An 18820-nucleotide genomic window follows, 5' to 3' on the forward strand; every position below is an offset into this window, starting at 1 on the left:
CAAGGCACATGGCAAGGCCACGAAACTCCATCGCTTCGGGAACACAGGCGCCTGAGACGACGAGCCGGATCCGCCGGCTGCGCGCGCGCCTCGCGGTCACGACGATCTTCGCCGTGGTGCCGTTCCTCGGCTATGGCCGCCAGGCCTATGCCGCCTGCGTTCCCTCGCCCTCGCCGACCTTCGTGTGCAGCGACACGAGCACGGGCGAGGGCATCTTTGCCGACAATGCGGATGTCTCGACGCTGGCCAATCCGCCCTTCGTGGTGACCGAGGACGGCGTCTTCATCACCGGTCGCGGCGATCAGCGCTTCATCGACACCAACGCCGCCACCAGCATCACCAACAGCAGCTATTATGGTCGCGGCCTCTCGGTCGTCTCCACGGACGATTACGACGGGACGATCGGCGCGGTGACCATCTTCACCGATGGCACGATCAGCGGCACGGCCCACGGCATCTATGCCGATAATCGCGGCAGTGGCGACATCACCATCACGGCCAACGGCACCGTCACCGGCGTGGATATCGAAGAAGAGGGCGACAACTACGTCGCCAATGACGGCATCTACGCGCGAAACTACGGCAACAATCTCACCATCACCACGGGCGTCGGCAGCTCGGTCACGGGCGAGCACAATGGCATCGATGCGCGCAACTACGGCACGGGCGATCTCACCATCACGACCAACGGCGAAGTCAAGAGCGATGAGTTCGACGGCATATTCGCCCGCAATGGCAGCCCCTATTACCAAGGCGGCGCGCAGAATCTGACCGTCACCATCGGTGCCCAAAGCGTCGTCGACGGCGCCGGAAACGGCCTGCAGGCGCAGAACTACGGGTCGGGCATTCTCGAGATCACGGTCGACGGCTCGGTCACCGGCCAGGGCTATGACGGCATACATGCCATCAATGGTGAGGACGGCACCGATCTCATCATCACGACGGATGTCGGAAGCCTGGTCAAGGGCAATGCACCGCTGCCCGATCTGGAAGAAGACCCCGAGGCGCCCATCGACTCCAACGGCATCGATGCCCGCAACTACGGCACGGGCCAGCTCAGGATCACCGCAAATGGCGAGGTGTTCGGCAATCTCAATGATGGCATCTATGCGGTAAATGAGGGCACCGATCTCACGATCGAGACGGGGGATCAGAGCCTGATCCGTGGCGGCGGCAACGGTATCGGGGCGTATAACAACGGCAGCGGCAATCTCACCGTCAATGTTCAGGGAACCGTCGGCGGCTATGCCGAGCCGAGCGACTTCAACCACGGCGGCGACGGTATACGCGCACGCAATTCCGAGGATGGCGGCAATCTGATCATCGCTACGGATGCAGACAGCGACGTCTTCGGCGGCAAGGATGGCATTCACGGGGATAATTACGGCACCGGGTTCCTCAGCATCACCGCCGACGGCAAGGTCACCGGCAAGGGCGAGTACTATGAATCTGTCGGTGCCGGCATACGTGCTTATCAGTCGTCCTCCGGTACAGGCAATGAAGATGGCGATTCACTGAAGATCACGACGGGTGCCAACAGCGAGGTCACCGGAACCGAACATGGCATCTACGCCGAAAATGCGGGCGAGGGGAATCTTACCATTACCGCCAATGGGATCGTCACCGGCGAGGACGGTAACGGCATAGAGGCCATCAATCGGTTTGGTGAGTTCTTCAGCTTCCGGACTTTCCAGAACGAGTTTGGCGACGGTAATGACCTGACGATCACCACGGGTGCCACAAGTGTGGTCACCGGCGGTTATTCCGGCATCGTTGCCATCAACAGGGGTGACGGAGATATTGCCATCACCGCCAACGGCCGTGTCACCGGCAAGTATGGAGACGGCATATATGCCTTGGATGGGCCGGAGGGCAACGACTTCACCATCACGGTGGGCGTGGCGGGCCTGGTGCAAGGGTATAGATCGGGCATCCGGGCCTATTCAGACGATGACCAGCCCATTTCGATCACCAATGACGGCCTGGTGCGTAATCTTTCGCTCGACTCCATCGATCTGGCGATCAAGACCGAGGGCGGCGCGACGCATATCGACAATAACGGTGTTCTCATCGGCCAGGTGCTGCTCGACAGCAGCGACGCGTATGACGACCTCTTCGACAATGACGGCGTGTGGGATGCAGCCGGGATCGCCGGGCGGTTCAGCGATTTCGGCGAGGGCGTCGATACGTTCAACAACAACAACACGCTGGTTGCCGCCGACGATGCGACGACGCTGGAAGAGACGCGCCTGAACAGGCTGGAGTTCTTCAACAACAACGGACTGATCACGCTGGTCGATGGCCAGGCGGGCGACCGTCTCCTGATCGGCCCGGGCGTAGTCGATAACAATGTCGAAGTTCCGACAGACTACACGAGCGTTGGCGGCCGCCTGTGGGTCGATGCGCTGCTCGGCCCCGGGGCGTCGGGGATAGCGGATAAGCTCGAGCTCGATAACGCCACCACCAGCGACCTGACGGAGGTTTCGGTCAATGTCGTCGGTGTGACGGGCGCTAATTTCGACGGCATCACCGTCGTGACCGGGGTCGACAGCGATGGTCATTTCGCCCTCGAGAACGGTCCCTTCAGTGCCGGCTTCTTTCAATGGGACATGAGATTCGATCCCGACAGCTCGACCTACGAGCTCTTCACCTTGGGCGATGAGAATGATCCCACCCTTGGTGGCGGCGCGTTCGAATTCCCCTCAGGCATAAGCGGCGCCCAGGATTTCTGGTTCCAGACGACGAGCGCCCTGTTTCAGCGCCAGGCGGATCTCCGCGCCTTGCTCGGCGGCACCGGCGTGACGCCGGTCGCCGATTTCAGCGAGCCGGTGGACCCGACCCCGGTCGCCAAGGTGACGCCCGGCTTCTGGGTATCGGGCGTCGGCGCCTATATCGAGCGCGACGACGAGGAAGGAGGCTTCGTCCTCGACCGCAAGCAGACCATCTGGGGAGCCCTCGCGGGCTTCGACTTCGGCACGCAAAGTGTGGGCGATGCGCTGATGTTCGGCGTGTTCGGCGGCTATCTGACGTCGGAGCTGAAGTTCAAGGACACCGGCAGCAAGTGGGAATATGAAGGTCCCAGCGTCGGCGCCTATGCGACTTACATGGACCGTGCCTTCTTTGCCGATCTGACGGTGAAGGTGGACTTCCTCGACATCGACGTCGATCCGCAGGACGCGGTATCGGACAGCGACACCGATGCGGTCAATATCGGCGGCAGGTTCGATACCGGCTACAAGTTCGGCGAGAGCGTCTTCATCGAGCCGCAGGCCTCGCTCGCCGTCCTCCACACCGAGATCGACGATCTCGATATCTTCGGCGGCACGGTGGAGTTCGACGACGAGACGAGCGTCAGGGGCCGGTTGGGCGTGAGACTCGGTTTCGACCACGCCGCCAGCAATTCCGTCGTCTATTCGGGCGATGTGATCGCCAGCATCTGGGAGGACTTCTCGGGCGACAACGATGTCACCATCGCGGTTCCCGGCCTGCCGGACTCCGGCGTGTCCGACAATCCCGGCGACACGACGGGCGATGTCTCGGTCGGACTGAGTGCCATGGCGCCTGAGGGCTGGTCGACCTTCCTGCGCGGGAACTATCAGTTCGCGGACGATTATGAAGCCGTCAGCGGCAATGTCGGGGTCAGGATTGCCTGGTAGCTGTCGAAGGCGGCATGGTCGACGGCCCCCTTCAAGCGCCAGTTGATTGACCCCTGTAAAGCGCGGTAGTCCTGCACTTCAGATATCGATCCGACAGGGAAACTGCCTTGACTCCATCCGACGTATCTCCGCCTGCCGGGGCTCCGGTGGAAGCCGCCGACAAGGCGCAGCCCGAGAAGGCGGCGCCGACCGTCACCTATTCAATGTCGGCCGGATTCCGCGGTCTCCTCAACCGGCTCAACCTCTCGCTCGGCTTCACATCCTATCAATCGGGCAAGCTCTATCTCGTGGGACGCAATCCCAAGGGCGGGATCATGGTGGATGAGCGCCTGTTCCCCAAGGCGATGGGCATCTGCGTGGAAGGCCACATGCTGGCGCTCGCGACCTTGTTCCAGATCCAGCGTTTCGAGAATGTGCTCGACACCGGCCAGTTCATCAACCACACGCAGGATGCCTGCTATGTTCCGCGCGTCACCTACACGACGGGCGTCCTCGATGCGCATGACATAGGCCTCATGGCGGATGGGCGCATCGTCTTCGTCAACACCGCCTATAACTGTCTCGCCGTGCCCTCCGAGCGCCACAGCTTCACACCGATCTGGATGCCCCCCTTCATTTCGGCCCTGGTCAGCGAGGACCGCTGCCACCTGAACGGTCTCGCCATGGAGAACGGCAAGCCGCGCTATGTGACGGCGGTGTCGCGGTCGGACACGATCGATGGCTGGCGCGACCGGCGCGCCGATGGCGGCATCGTCATCGATGTCGAGACGGGCGAGACGGTGTGCAGCGGCCTCTCCATGCCGCATTCTCCGCGTCTGGTGAATGGGCGGCTCTGGCTGTTGAATTCCGGCACGGGCGATCTGGGCGAGGTCGATCTCGCCAGCAGGACGTTCCGGCCGCATGTGTTCTGCCCCGGATTCGGGCGTGGCCTCGCGATCAGGGGCCGTCATGCTTTTGTCGGCCTGTCGAAGCCGCGCTACAAGCGCTTCGAGGGCCTCGCCCTGGATGAGCGGCTGAAGGCCGCTGATTCCGAGCCCTGGTGCGGCGTCCAGGTGATCGACCTCGACAGCAAGACCTGTGTCGAGTGGTTCCGCATCGATGGCGCGGTGGCGGAGATCTATGACGTGGCGGTGCTGCCCGGCGTCGCCTGCCCGATGGCGCTGGGCTTCGCCTCCAATGAAATCAAGAGCTTGATCACCCATGACCCGCTGCGGGCGGATGCCTGGTAGCCGGGACGGACGATGAGATCACGATTGCGTGAGGGGTATCGGCAGTGTAGGCGTTTTGAAACGCCGGCTTGGGCCGGATCTCGGCGTTCCCATTCAACATATTGAAATATAATAGAAATCTCTGTCATTGACGAGACGGCTTTCACCTGCCGCCGGATGGATGTGTGGCAAGAACGACACGCTCGCCCGAAAATCCCTTGAGCGCCGGGGAAGTTCCTTTTCCCTGTCCCGAAGTAAGGTAAACTTTAGGTAACGATGCGCAGGATCGCGCAGGTCCGGTCATTGGTTGGGGGAACCATGGGACAGCAGCTCAGCTGGGTGCTATCGGGGCGCATCACAGCGTCAGGAAAGGGTGCCCGGGCACTTCGGCGTCGCCTGGCGGTGACGACCATCCTGGCTGTGGCCCCCTTCCTGGGCTACGGCCGGCAGGCCTATGCCGCCTGCACGGAAATCGGCACCACCGCGGTCTGGGAATGCAGTGGCGCCAATAACGCCACTCAAACGATTGCAGATGATGACGCAATCGTATCGACGCTTCCGGGCTTCAGCGTCAACGCGGCTGCCGGCACCGGCATCGAGATCACCGGCAATGGCCATCTGCAGTTCACCGACGAGAATGCCTCGACCATCGTGGGCACCGACGATGGCCTCATAGGCTTCGACGATGGCCTCTATGTCCGCTCGGGCGGCAACAGCCTGGCCAATGACGGCGCCGTGACGATCACAACCAATGGCGACATCACGGGCGAGGATTTCGGCATCCACGCCCGCAACTATGGCGACGGCGGCATCGATATCGAAATCACGGGAGAAGGCCAGGTCACCAGCCTTGACCGCGATGCCCTATATGCCTTCAACGCCGGCAACGCCGGCGAAGGCCTGACGATCGAAACCAGCGCTCTGAGCGTGATCACCGGTGACGACAACGGCATCGCCGCGCGCAATGATGTCGGCGATCTCGAGATCACCGCCAATGGCATGGTCACAGGCGGGGCGAATGGTCAGGATTTCAGGGGCATCGCCGCCAGCAACGCCGGCAACGATCTCCTGATCACTACCGGCTCGCAAAGCAGCATCACGGGACAGCGCGACGGCATCTTCGCCCTCAATGAGGGCGATGGCGATCTCGAGGTCAAGGCCTATGGCCAGGTCACGGGGATCGACGATAACGGCATATACGCCCGCAATGGCTTCTCCGACCTCGAAGACGAGGAGATTTTCGGCGGCAACCTCATCGTGGTGACCGGCGCGCAAAGCGAGGTCATCGGCGGCGACAACGGCATCCTGGCCGGCAATTTCGGCAATGGCTATCTCGCCATCACCGCCGACGGCATCGTCACGGGCGAGGACGGCGACGGCATCCACGCCGTCAATGTCAGTGGCGAGGTCCACGAGATACCCAGCGACGAGTTGTTGTATCTCGGCGCGGCCACCGATCTGACGATCACCACGGTTCAGGGGAGCGCTGTCACCGGTTACAGCGACGGCATCGAAGCGCGAAATTTCGGCGCCGGCAACCTGACGATCACCGCCAATGGCACGGTGACCGGTGAGGACGGTGATGGCATCCGGGCCATCAATGTCTCCGGCTATTATCTCAACGACACCGAAACCAAATCCTATGACGGCCAGGGCGTCGATCTGACGGTCACCACTGGCGCCGAGAGCGTGGTCACGGGCGCCGACGACGGCATCGATGCCGAAAACTTCGGCACCGGCAATCTGACCATCACCGCCAATGGCCTGGTCACGGGAGAGGAAGGCGACGGCATCATCGCCTTCAACAGCTACAGAGGCAATGATCTCATCGTCACCACCAACGCGGGAAGCTCGGTCTCGGCCTATTTCGACGGTGTCGACGCCCAGAATTATGGCACGGGGAACCTCGAGATCACCGTCAACGGCCAGGTGACCACGGAAGACGACAACGGCATAGAGGCCGACAATTACGGCAACAACCTGACGATCATCACCGGCGCTGAAAGTGCCATCAGCGCCGGCCATGACGGCATCAGCGCCTCGCAGTTTGGCGGAGGCGATCTCGAGATCACCGCTCATGGCGATGTCGAGGGCAGAGGCGACGACGGCATCTATGCCGCGAATTACGGCCAGAATTTCAAGGTCACCACGGGTGCCCAGAGCGTGGTGACGGGCGTCGATGACGGCATCGATGCCCGCCACTATGGCGGCGGCAGCTTCGAGATCATCGCCAATGGTCATGTGACCGGCAGCGACAGCAACGGCATCGAGGCCCTGAATTCCGGGGACGGCGATGCCGACACCGTCATCGAAGTCGGCGCTGCGGGCCTGGTGCAGGGCAGCTATTCCGGCATCTTCGCCGATTCGCGCTACGGCCAGGACATCGAGATCACCAATGAAGGCCTGGTGCGCAACCTCTCCGGCGAGTCCGACGACCGTGCCATCACCACCTATGGCGGCGCCACGGAGATCATCAATAACGGCGATCTCGTCGGCACGGTGCAGCTTGATTTCGCTACTTACCTCAACGACACGCTCGAAAACAACGGCCTGTGGAATACCGCCGACGGCTTCAATGAATTCGGCAACGGCAACGATGAAGTGATCAACAGGGGCACGCTGCGGGCCGCCGCCGACCCGTCAAGCGACGAGTCGACGACATTCGCCAATCTCGAGGTCTTCGACAATGACGGCGGCCTCATCACGCTGGTCGATGGACAGGCCGGCGATCGCATCCACCTGGCCGGCCAGGCCGTGGGAGCCATGCAATATCAGTCGACCGACGGCCGGCTTGCGGTCGACGCGGTGCTGGGGCCGCCGGGCGATGGAGATGCGGACCAGCTGAGGGTTAACGGCAGCATCAGCGGGACGACCCTGGTCCATGTCAATGTCGTCGGCGTGACGGGTGCGAATAGCGAGGGCATACAAGTGGTGCTTGTGCTCAACGGCACGACGGTGGAAGAGGACTTCGACCTCGATGGGGCGCTCAATGCCGGCTTCTACAGCTGGGATCTCAGGCTCGACGACGAAGGTGGGGCCTTGCATGAACTCTACACCTCAGGGGTCGGGATCGGGGGCTACGAATTCGCCGCCGGCCTCACCGGCGCGCAGGAAGTGTGGCACCAGACGACGGCCACGCTGCTGCACCGCCAGGCGGATTTGCGGACGCTGTTCGGCCTGGGCGTGACGCCGGCCGCCGATTATGGTGAGCCGGTGGCGCCGACTCCCACCGCCCACATCACCCCGGGCTTCTGGATGCGCGGCATTGGCGCCTATATCGAGCGTGACGACGAGCAGGATGGCTTCGTCCTCGATCGCGAGCAGACGGTCTATGGCGGCATGGCGGGCTTCGATTTCGGCAGCGAGAGTGCCGGCGATGCCTGGCTGTTCGGCATCTTCGGCGGCTATCTGGTGTCGGATCTCAAATTCAAGGAGACCAACAGCAAGTGGAACTATGAAGGCCCGACGGTGGGCGCCTATGCGACCTATCTGAATGACGCCTTCTATGCCGATCTGACGGTCAAGGCGGATATCCTCGATATCGACATCGATCCGGACGATCTGGCGCCGGGCGAGGAGGATGCCGATACCGATGCGCTCAATATCGGCGGGCGCATCGACACCGGCTACAAATTCGGCCGTACGGTGTTCATCGAGCCGCAGGCGTCGCTCGCCGTCCTCCATACCGAGATCGACGATGTCGACATCTTCGGGGGTACGGTCGAGTTCGACGACGAGACGAGCGTCAGGGGACGTCTCGGCCTGAGGCTGGGCCTCGACCACACGGGCGACAACCAGGTGGTCTATACGGGCGATGTGACGGGAAGCGTGTGGGAAGAGTTTGCCGGCGACAACAATGTGACGATCGTGGGCTCAGGTGTTCCGGATTTCGGGGCGTCCGATGATCCGGGCGAGACCTATTGGGATGTGTCGGCCGGGCTCAGCATGGCGGCGCCTGATGGATGGTCGGGCTTCATCCGGGCCAACTACCTGTTCGCCGACGACTATGACGCCATCACCGGAAATGCCGGCGTCAGATGGGCGTGGTAGCCGGCCAGCGCGTGATCGGGACGTGGGGGATTCGTCTTCGCCAGGAGAAATCCGCTTCCGGATTTTCCCTGGGTAAGTTAGATTTTCTGAGAACACTGCGCGGTGTCGCGCGGGCTGGCCATGTGCGGGGGAAGCTATGGAGCGGCAGCTGAACGGGAGGCTTTCGGGTCGTGCCGCGGCGAAGCAGGGGGGTGGCCGCGCCCTGCGCCGGCGTCTCGCCGCTACGACCATCCTCGCCGCGGCTCCTTTCCTCGGCTATGCCCGCCAGTCCTATGCCGCCTGCGTCGCCTCGCCGGCCCCGCCGACCTTTGTCTGCAGCGGGTACAGCGCCGCCACCGAGACGGTCGCCATCGTCAACAATGCCGATGTGACGACGGAGGCGGATTTCAGCGTGAATGCGGCGGCGGGCCAGGGCCTCACCATCACCGGCGCCGGGGCCATCAGCTTCACCGACAATTACGCCACCACGAGCATCGTGGCGCCGACCAATGCGCTGTTCGTGACCGCGACCGGCGATGACGGCGCCATTCCCGGCTCGATCACGATCCTGTCGAGCGGCACGGTCACCGGCGGCGACAATGCCATCGTTGCGTTCAATGTGGGGACCGGTGACATCGACGTCACCGCCAATGGCGATGTCACGGGGCAGGGCTTCAACGGCATACTCGCCTTCGATACCGCCAATGGCGGGAGCATCACCATCACCACCGGGGCGGACAGCACGGTCACCGGCGACGACAACGGCATTCACGTCCGTCACTTCGGCTCAGGCGACATCGACATCACCGCCAATGGCGAGGTGGAGGGCGAGACCCAGGATGGCATAACCGCCTACAATGCCGGCGCCAGCTCCGGCACTCCCGGCAACGGCGTCAACCTGAAGATCACCACCGGGGCGGGAAGTTCTGTCACCGGTTACGACTACGGCATCAGCGCCTACAATGAGGGCAGCGGCTATCTCGCCATTACCGCCAATGGCTATATCCGTGGCGAGACCGCCAGCGGCATATATGCCCGCAACTCGGCCGCCGGCACCGATCTCACGATCACTACGGGGCCGGGGAGCGAGATTCTCGGCGACGATGGCGGCATCAATGCTAGCAACTATGGCAGCGGCGATCTCGAGATCACCGCCAATGGCGCGGTCACGGGTTATGGTTCTGTCGGCATCGGCGTCTACAACTCGGCGCAGGGCGGCAAGCTCACCATTACCACCGGCGCCGGGAGCGTGATCAGAGGCGCCGAACGCGGCATCTCCGCCGAGCAGGAAGGAGCGGGCGATGTCCTCATCACCGCAAATGGCGAGGTGACCGGCGAAGCCTTCTCAGGCATCGAGGTCGCCAACTCTTCGGGCGGCAAGCTGACGATCATCACTGGTGCCCAGAGCGTCGTCACCGGCGGGACCCATGGCATATTTACCGACAATCACGGCTATGGCGATCTGGTGGTAACGGCCAATGGCATCGTCACTGGTCGTGATGGCGATGGCATATTCGCGGACAGCTCGTCCAGCGGCGACAACCTCAAGGGAGTGAAGGTCACGACCGGGGCCGCAAGCATCATCACCGGAAGCGAGAACGGCATTCACGCCTACAATTTCGGTGATCTCGATCTCGAAATCACGGTCAATGGCGTCGTGACGGGGCAAGGCGAGTATGGAATCGACTCCCGCAATGACGGCAATGGAGACACGATCATCAAGATCGGCGCCAGCGGTCTCGTCCAGGGCAACGTGGCCGGAATTTTCGCTTATTCGGGGCTCTTCGCCCCCGGCGGCCAGGCCATCTCCATCACCAATGACGGCTTGGTGCGCAATGTTTCGGGCGAGTCGGATGACCGGGCGATCACCGCGCGCGGCGGCCCGACCACGATCGACAACAACGGCGACCTCGTCGGTGCCGTCTGGACAAGCACCTATGGCGATGTGCTGAACAATGCCGGCCGGTGGTTCATCACCGGCAGCATCAATGACTTCGGCGGTTCGTATGACGGCGATGTCATCAACAACAGCGGTACGATCATCGCCGGCGACAATGCGGCGGTGGGTGTTCTGACGATCATCGACAATGTCGAACAATTCAACAATTCAGGCCTTGTCTCGCTGGTCGACGGCGGGGCGATCGACACCTTGAACATATCGGCGCTGCCCGGCGATGTGTTGTATGTCGGAAACAACGGCCGGCTTGCCGTCGATGCCGAGCTCGGCCCGACAGGAGAAGCGGACCAGCTCGTGATCTATGGCGACAGCAGCGGGAAGACGCTGGTCGCGGTCAATGTCGTCGACGTGACCGGCATCAATACCGATGGCATCGCCGTCGTCCAGGTCTATGGCGCGACGGCGGAGGAGCATTTCGATCTCGAAGGCGGGGTGCTCAATGCCGGCTTCTTCGCCTGGAATCTCAGGCTCGACGGCGACACGCATGAGCTCTTTACCGCCGGCCTTGGCGCCGGCTCATATGAGTTCGCGGCCGGCATCACGGGGGCGCAGGATATCTGGCACCAGACGACCGGAACGCTGCTGCAGCGCCAGGCGGAGCTCAGGGCGCTGCTCGCCGGCACGCAGGTGACGCCGGTCGCCGATTTCTCCGAACCCGTCGAGCCGACGCCGGTGGGTCGTGTGACGCCTGGCCTGTGGTTCAAGGGCGTGGGCGCCTATCTGGAGCGCGACCAGGACGAAGCCAACAATGTCTCGACCGACCGCAGCCAAGAGATCTATGGCTTCATGGCGGGCTTCGATTTCGGCTCGGAGAGTGCGGGCGAGGCCTGGATGTTCGGCCTGTTCGGCGGCTATGTCACGTCCGACCTCGACTTCGACCAGTCGGGCTCGGAGTGGCATTACGAAGGCCCCTCGGTCGGTGTCTATGCGACCTATCTGAATGACGCCTTCTATGCCGATGTGACGGTGAAGGCCGACTTCCTCGATGTCGATATCGATGCCTCGGACATCGCGCCGGGCGAAGACGATGCCGACACGGATGTGCTCAATATCGGCGGCCTCATCGATGCCGGCTACAAGATGCCGCTGAACCATGGCCTGTTCGCCGAGCCGCAGGCCTCGCTTGCGGTTGTCCATACCGAGATCGACGACATCGACGATGTCATGGGTGGTGCCGTCGACTTCGAGGATGAGACGAGCGTCAGAGGACGTCTCGGCCTGAGGCTCGGCCATGAGCTGACCGCCAGCAACCAGCTCATCTATTCCTCGGATGTGACGGCAAGCGTGTGGCAGGAATTCGCCGGCGACAATGACGTCACCATCGCGGCGCCGGGTTTCCCGGTGAGCGATGTGTCGGACAGCCCGAGCGAGACCTATGGCGATGTGGCATTGGGCTTCAGCGTGCAGTCGCCGGAAGGCTGGTCCTCGTTCCTGCGCGCCAATTACCAGTTCGCCGAGGACTATGACGCCTTCGCCGGAAATGCCGGGGTGAGATTCGCCTGGTAGGCATCTCATTCCTCCAGCCAGACCTGTGGCGCGAAAGCTACTTCGGAGACCCATTTTCTTCAGTCGCGCCGATTTTCCTTGGATTTTCCGTTGCGTTAGGTAACCTATCGTCAATCTGTGGTGGCGGAGTCGACAGGGCAGCGGGGAAGTCATGGGGCAGCGGTCGGATTGGGTGTTGTCAGCCGGCCTGTCGGCAAAAGGCGGCTGTCTCGATCTGCGCAGCCGGCTCGCCGTCACCACGATCCTTGCCGTGGTGCCGTTCCTCGGCTATGGCCGCCAGGCCTATGCCGATTGCATTGCGGGCACCTCTCCGGCCTTCACCTGCAGCGGCACGACCGTCACGACGCAGACCATCAACACCCCCGATGCCGATGTATCGACGGCGCCGGGATTCAACCTCACGGCGCCGACCGGCGATGGCGTCCATATCGAGGCCGATGGCCATCTGCAATTCAACGACGTCAATGCCTCGCCGATCACGGCGACCAATGGCACCGGCCTCTTCGTCTATTCGACCGGCAACAGCGCCGACAATGCCGGCGCGATCACCATCGTCACCGATGGCGACATCAGCGGTGGAGACGGCGACGGCATCCATGCGTACAGCGTCTCGCAAAGCGGCGGCCCTCTGACGATTGCCGCGGGCCCTGGAGGCGCCATTACCGGCAGCGATGACGGGATAGAGGCGCGCAACCTCAGCGGCGACCTCACGATCATGGCCAATGGTGTGGTCACCGGCGAGACGGATGACGGCATCAATGCGTTCAATGCGGGCATTTATGATCCGACCGGCAATGGCAGGGACCTGACGATCACGACCGGGGCGCAAAGCGTCATCACCGGGTATGACGACGGCATTTACGCCCGCAACAATGGCACGGGCAACCTCGTCATCACGGCCGATGGCGAGGTCACCGGCAATGGTCTGGGCCCCAGCGCCGGCTACGGCATCTTTGCCTTCAACTCCAGGAATGGCGGCGATCTGCGTGTTACGACGGGAGTCGACAGTGTCGTCTACGGCGCCAGCGGCGGCATCGATGTCGAGAATAATGCCGAGAGCGATCTCATCCTGGAGATCAACGGCCAGGTGACCTCGAACGACACCGCCATAGATGCCACCAATGACGAGGGTTTCGACCTCACCATCACCACGGGTGCCCAGAGCGTGATCAGGGGTGGAACCGATGGCATCACGGCTGGCAATCGAGGGGCGGGCTATACCGAGATCACCATCCAGGGTCAGGTCATCGGTGAGGATGGTGACGGCATGGAATTGCGCGGCGCCAGCAGTACCAGGGATTTCACGGTGATCACGGGCGCCCAGAGCACGGTCACCGGCAGCGAGAACGGCATCGATGCGTATAACAACGGCGCCGGCGACCTTTCCGTCACCATCAATGGCGAGCTTGCCGGCGAAAGCGAAGACGGCCTGTATGCCGCCAACAACACCTATTTCGGTTCGGGCAATGCCCGGAACCTGACGATCAGCACCGGGGCTCAGAGCGACGTTTCCGGTGGCGACGACGGCATCGAAGCCCGCAACCGCGGCGAGGGCGATCTCACGATCACCGTCGATGGCGATGTCACCGGCGTGGATGGCGATGGCATATTCGCCGCCAATGACTATTACTTTGACAACTACAGCCAGGTCGGCACGGGATTCGGCCACAACCTGACCATCACCGTCGGCGCGCAAAGCGTGGTGGCGGGCGATGACGAGGGCATCGACGCGCGCAATCGTGGCGACGGCGATCTCGCGATCATCGTCAATGGCACCGTGACCGGCGCGCGGATCAATGGCATTTCGGCGACCAACAGCGGGTTGGACGCGACCATCGAGACCGCTGCGGGAAGCGTTGTCAGGGCCCGCCAAAGAGGCATCGATATCGATCAGCGCGGCACCGGCACGCTCAATATCCTGGTCGATGGCGAGGCGACGGGTGAGAATGAATACGGCATATACTCGAACAATTTCGATGGGATAGAGACGATCATCAGGGTCGGCTCGACTGGTCTGGCGCAAGGCGCCAGGGGCGGCATATATGCCTATTCGGGCGACGGCCAGAACATCGCGATCACCAATGACGGCGTGGTGCGCAACCTCTCGGGCTCGTCGTCCGACCAGGCGATCAGGACGCGCCTCGGCCCCGCGACGGTCAACAACGACAACCTGCTCATCGGCACGGTCTGGCTCGGCGATCTGGAGGATACGCTCAACAATAGCGGCCTGTGGAACAGCGCCAACGGATTCAGCGAGTTCGGCGGCGGCTACGACGTCGTGAACAACAGCGGCACCTTGCGCGCGGCGGATGATCCGGCACTGTCCGAGGAAATGATGCTCAGCAATGCTGAGCTTGTGAACAATTCCGGTCTGATGACGCTGGTTGACGGGGTTGCAGGCGACGCGTTGCAGATGGGCGGGGCAACGGAATATGTCGGCTTGAATGGCAGGCTTGCGGTCGATGCTTTCCTTGATCCCGCCGGCACATCGGACCGGCTGACCATCGCCGGCAGCAGCGGCGGTGTCACCAGTCTGGTCGTCAATCTCACCAATCCGCTGGGCAGCACACCCAATTTCGTCGGCATCCCGGTGATCACTGTCACCGACGGGACGGCGGAAGCGGACTTCAATGTCGAGGGCGGCGTCCTCAATGCCGGCTTCTTTGCCTGGGATCTGCAGCTTGACGGCAATACCCATGAGCTGATCACGGTCGGTCTTGGCGCCGGCTCCTATGAGTTCGCCGCCGGCATCACCGGCGCCCAGGATATCTGGCATCAGACGACCGGCACGCTGCTGCAGCGCCAGGCCGATCTCCGCGCGCTGCTTGCCGGCACGCAGGTGACGCCGGTCGCCGACTTCTCCGAACCCGTCGAGCCGACGCCGGTGGGTCGTGTGACGCCCGGGCTTTGGCTCAAAGGCGTGGGCGCCTATCTCGAACGCGACCAGGACGAAGCCAATAATGTCTCGACCGACCGCAGCCAAGAGATCTATGGCTTCATGGCGGGCTTCGATTTCGGCTCGGAAAGCGCTGGTGAGGCCTGGATGTTCGGCCTGTTCGGCGGCTATGTCATGTCCGACCTCGATTTCGACCAGTCGGGCTCGGAGTGGCATTACGAAGGGCCGTCGGTCGGCGCCTATGCGACCTATGTCGATCATGCCTTCTATGCCGACCTGACGGTGAAGGCCGACTTCCTCGATGTCGACATCGACGATGGCGACATCGCGCCCGATGCCGATGATGTCGATACGGATGTGGTCAATCTCGGCGGCCTCATCGATGCGGGCTACAAGATGCCGCTGAACCATGGCCTGTTCGCCGAGCCGCAAGCCTCGCTCGCCGTCGTCCATACCGAGATCGACGACATCGATGATGTCATGGGTGGCTCCGTCGACTTCGAGGATGAGACGAGCATCAGGGGCCGCCTGGGCCTGAGGCTCGGCCATGAGCTGACCGCCAGCAACCAGCTCATCTATTCCTCGGATGTGACGGCAAGCGTGTGGCAGGAATTCGCCGGCGACAATGACGTCACCATCGCCGCGCCGGGTTTCCCGGTGAGCGATGTGTCGGACAGCCCGAGCGAGACCTATGGCGATGTGGCATTGGGCTTCAGCGTGCAGTCGCCGGAAGGCTGGTCCTCGTTCCTGCGCGCCAATTACCAGTTCGCCGAGGACTATGACGCCTTCGCCGGAAATGCCGGGGTGAGATTCGCCTGGTAGGGCGGAATGCCCGAGGCTGGAGCAAACCCTCACGTCGCACGGGCGCTGTGAGGACTGCCGGAGGAGCTGCCATGTCGGGCGGCGGCCGCGGTCTTTGGCGCATGCTTCGGACGCGCAATCAATCGCCGACATGTCGAATATGTTCAGCGTGCTGAGACTGAAGCCCGGCCCGGTCCTCGACACTCGACTTTTTGTCGCCGGGATTTGATCACGATCAAATGCAAGTGCCGACGATCGGAGATAATGGGAAAAAATCCAAGCTGGCAAAGCCGGGCATGAGGAGAAGCCATATGGGTCAGCTCGCTTTCCTGGACGAGGACAGGCTGTTTGACGGGCAGTGTGTCCGCTTCAAGGGTTTCGACGGAGAGGATGAAGTGCTGTGCGGCGTGACGATCGCCGCGCTCAAGGAATGCGATTCGAGCCTGCAGCGCCACGGCCTGGTTCCCGCGGAAGCCTTCCTTGCGTCGTTCGAGAAGCTTGCCATCGCGATCCACGATGCCGCGCGTTGCAAGCATGAGCGCGGCGAATTCGAAAGCGAAGGTGGTGTGCGGGTCATGGTTCATCGCCGTGATCTGTCGCCGTGAGGCCAGGGGGATCGGTCGATGATGATCCACGAGGAAAGTGCGTGACGGCTTCGCCCGACAGTTCGGCAAGGACCGGTCCCGGAGCGGGAGCAATCCTGGCTGCTGCCGTCTGGCTGGTGCTCGGCCCCAGGGCTGCTCTGGCCGATGACGCTTCAGGCCCCGCGGACGCCGCACCGACAGTCGCGCAGGATTTCCAGTTTCACTGCGCGGCATGTCATGGCGCCGATGGACGGGGCGATGGACCGGTGGCGCGGACCTTGAAGATAGAGCCGCCGGACCTGACGCGGATCGCCGAGCGCAGGGGTGGGACATTTCCCGAAGACGCAATCTTCGAGATGATCGCCGGAAGCAGCATGCCGATCTCGCATGGCACGCGGGAAATGCCGGTCTGGGGCGATTTGTTCGTGGGAGAAACTCTCGATTCCTCGGTATCGCTCGAGGAGGCCCAGGAGGCCGCCGCGGAAGTGACCGAGCGGATCAGGCGGCTGGTCAAATATCTCGAGACCATTCAGATCCGCAAATGAAGGCCGGTCGGGGCTCCCGCATCGCCGGGAAATATTGCGCTCCAAGCGCGACCTATGGCGATATGGCGCTGGGCTTCAGCGCGCAGTCACCGGAAGGCTGGTCGAGCTCCCTCAGAGCCAATTGCCAGTGCGCCGAGGACTATGACGCCTTCGCCGGCAATGCCGGGGTGAGATTCGCCTGGTAGGCCGGATAGTGTTGAGTCGGGAGGTTTTGCGGGCCGATGTATGATTGCGGGCGGCTCTATTTTGCAACCCAAATTCAATCAAGGATTGTGTTGTGTGTGACCTGGAAGTCACAGTGGAGGAATTACTTCCACCAGGTCATATGTCCTCATTGAGGTGGGGGTGCGGGGCCTCTTATAATTCGGGGTGAGGCATTCGAATTGGGGAAAATCATGACCGGACTTAAATCTGCCGTAAGCAGCCTGGCGCTGGCTCTTGTGATGGCTGGGGGAATTGCAACCTCGACGGCGCGCGCGGCCGACGTGGTGGCGGATCCGGGCTGCATGCTCTCCGGTTCGGTGACAGCCGGCTTCATGTATAACTGGCAGTCCTCCGAATTTGATGACGGCGATGAGTCCATCGATGGCAAGGATGTTGACTGGTCGACGCCCTTCGGCGAAGGCGCCGGCCTCGTGACCTGCGGCGGCTTCAACATCCAGGCCGATGTCGCCTATTACGCCCATTCGGCCGACCTGGACCAGGTTGATATCGATATTGACCAGACCAATACACATATCGGCGGCGCGCTGTTCTATCGCGAGCCGGCTTCATGGGCGGGCGGCCTCAGCGCTTCCTGGATATCGCAGGATATCGAAGGGCTTGACCTCGATATCTTCCGGGTTGGCCTGTTTGGCGAATTCTATCTCGACGATGTCTTCACGCTCGGCGCGTCGGCGCATTACTACAATGCCGATTGGCCTGAGGGTAAGGATGAGGACGGGTTCGAGCTGGCCGCCTGGGGCAAGTTCTATGCGACGCCCGACCTTGCCTTCACCTTGCGCGGCGACGTCCTGCTGGCCGACCTGGAACTAGGCAGCGACGGTGCCGATCTTGACGGCTTCGCCATCACCGGCGACGGCGAATATCTCGTGTGGGATCAGGGCCTGTCGATCTTTGCAGGCGCCCGCTATGCCGATCGCGAGTTCGATCCCGACGACAGTGATTTCAGCTTCGAGATCGAGGACTTCCAGGTCTTTGCCGGCGTGAAGTTCAACTTCGGCCATGACGGCACGTTGATCGAGCGCCAGCGCACCGGCACGGTGGACAACACCAGCGTCTTCAATGAGAAGCTGCCCAACGTGTTCATCTCCGCGGAAGCCGCCGACCCCGTTCTGTAATCGCGGATCTTGCCTGGCTTCGTGACTGCAAGGCGCCTGTCAGACAGCGCCTTGCAGTTTTGTTTTGCGGCGAGGCATGGCGATGGCTGCCGGCAATGGCCGGGTCCTTCTCGGCGGATTTCTCTGCTCATACCAGTTGATCGCCGGCTTCCCCGATAAGCGGGGGCAATCATGCGTACGAAGATCCACCCATTGATCGACACGGTGCGTAGCAACGGTTGCCGGTCCTGAGAATATTGTCAGAGTTTTCGGTGGTGCCAATAAAGTTTCGGCGCCGCAACAAAAAAGGCGACGCCGG

The 18820-nt window shown here is 62.3% G+C and carries 9 protein-coding genes; all 9 read left to right on the forward strand.

Features of this window, described 5'->3' with window-relative positions; genetic code table 11:
* The first annotated feature begins 8 nt into the window (after positions 1–8).
* The gene (locus tag DT068_RS02385; protein ID WP_119388153.1) at positions 9–3656 is read left to right on the forward strand and encodes an autotransporter domain-containing protein; all 3648 of its coding nucleotides are present in this window, start codon (positions 9–11) and stop codon (positions 3654–3656) included.
* 107 nt (positions 3657–3763) lie between these two features.
* Positions 3764–4885, forward strand: a complete 1122-nt coding sequence (locus DT068_RS02390; protein ID WP_368904372.1) for a TIGR03032 family protein — start codon at positions 3764–3766, stop codon at positions 4883–4885.
* 297 nt (positions 4886–5182) lie between these two features.
* Positions 5183–8914, forward strand: a complete 3732-nt coding sequence (locus tag DT068_RS02395; protein WP_162913965.1) for an autotransporter outer membrane beta-barrel domain-containing protein — start codon at positions 5183–5185, stop codon at positions 8912–8914.
* Between the two features lie 136 nt (positions 8915–9050).
* Positions 9051–12356, forward strand: coding sequence for an autotransporter outer membrane beta-barrel domain-containing protein (locus DT068_RS02400; RefSeq protein WP_119388155.1), 3306 nt, complete (start codon positions 9051–9053; stop codon positions 12354–12356).
* Positions 12357–12507: 151 nt separating this feature from the next.
* Positions 12508–16074 (forward strand): autotransporter outer membrane beta-barrel domain-containing protein, encoded by a 3567-nt coding sequence (locus DT068_RS02405; RefSeq protein WP_119388156.1) that lies wholly within the window; start codon positions 12508–12510, stop codon positions 16072–16074.
* Between the two features lie 290 nt (positions 16075–16364).
* Positions 16365–16658 (forward strand): DUF1488 family protein, encoded by a 294-nt coding sequence (locus tag DT068_RS02410; RefSeq protein ID WP_368904373.1) that lies wholly within the window; start codon positions 16365–16367, stop codon positions 16656–16658.
* Between the two features lie 41 nt (positions 16659–16699).
* Positions 16700–17182, forward strand: coding sequence for a c-type cytochrome (locus DT068_RS02415; RefSeq protein ID WP_162913966.1), 483 nt, complete (start codon positions 16700–16702; stop codon positions 17180–17182).
* Positions 17179–17367 carry a hypothetical protein gene (locus DT068_RS02420; RefSeq protein WP_119388159.1) on the forward strand — a complete coding sequence of 63 codons (189 nt, stop codon included), beginning with the start codon at positions 17179–17181 and terminating at the stop codon, positions 17365–17367. Before DT068_RS02415 ends, DT068_RS02420 begins: the two co-directional genes overlap by 4 nt.
* Before the next feature lie 210 nt (positions 17368–17577).
* Positions 17578–18522: a hypothetical protein gene (locus DT068_RS02425; RefSeq protein ID WP_119388160.1), complete on the forward strand. Its 945-nt coding sequence runs from the start codon at positions 17578–17580 to the stop codon at positions 18520–18522.
* Positions 18523–18820 lie beyond the last annotated feature (298 nt).

Source organism: Taklimakanibacter lacteus (assembly GCA_003576695.1).
GTDB classification, from domain to species: domain Bacteria; phylum Pseudomonadota; class Alphaproteobacteria; order Rhizobiales; family Aestuariivirgaceae; genus Taklimakanibacter; species Taklimakanibacter lacteus.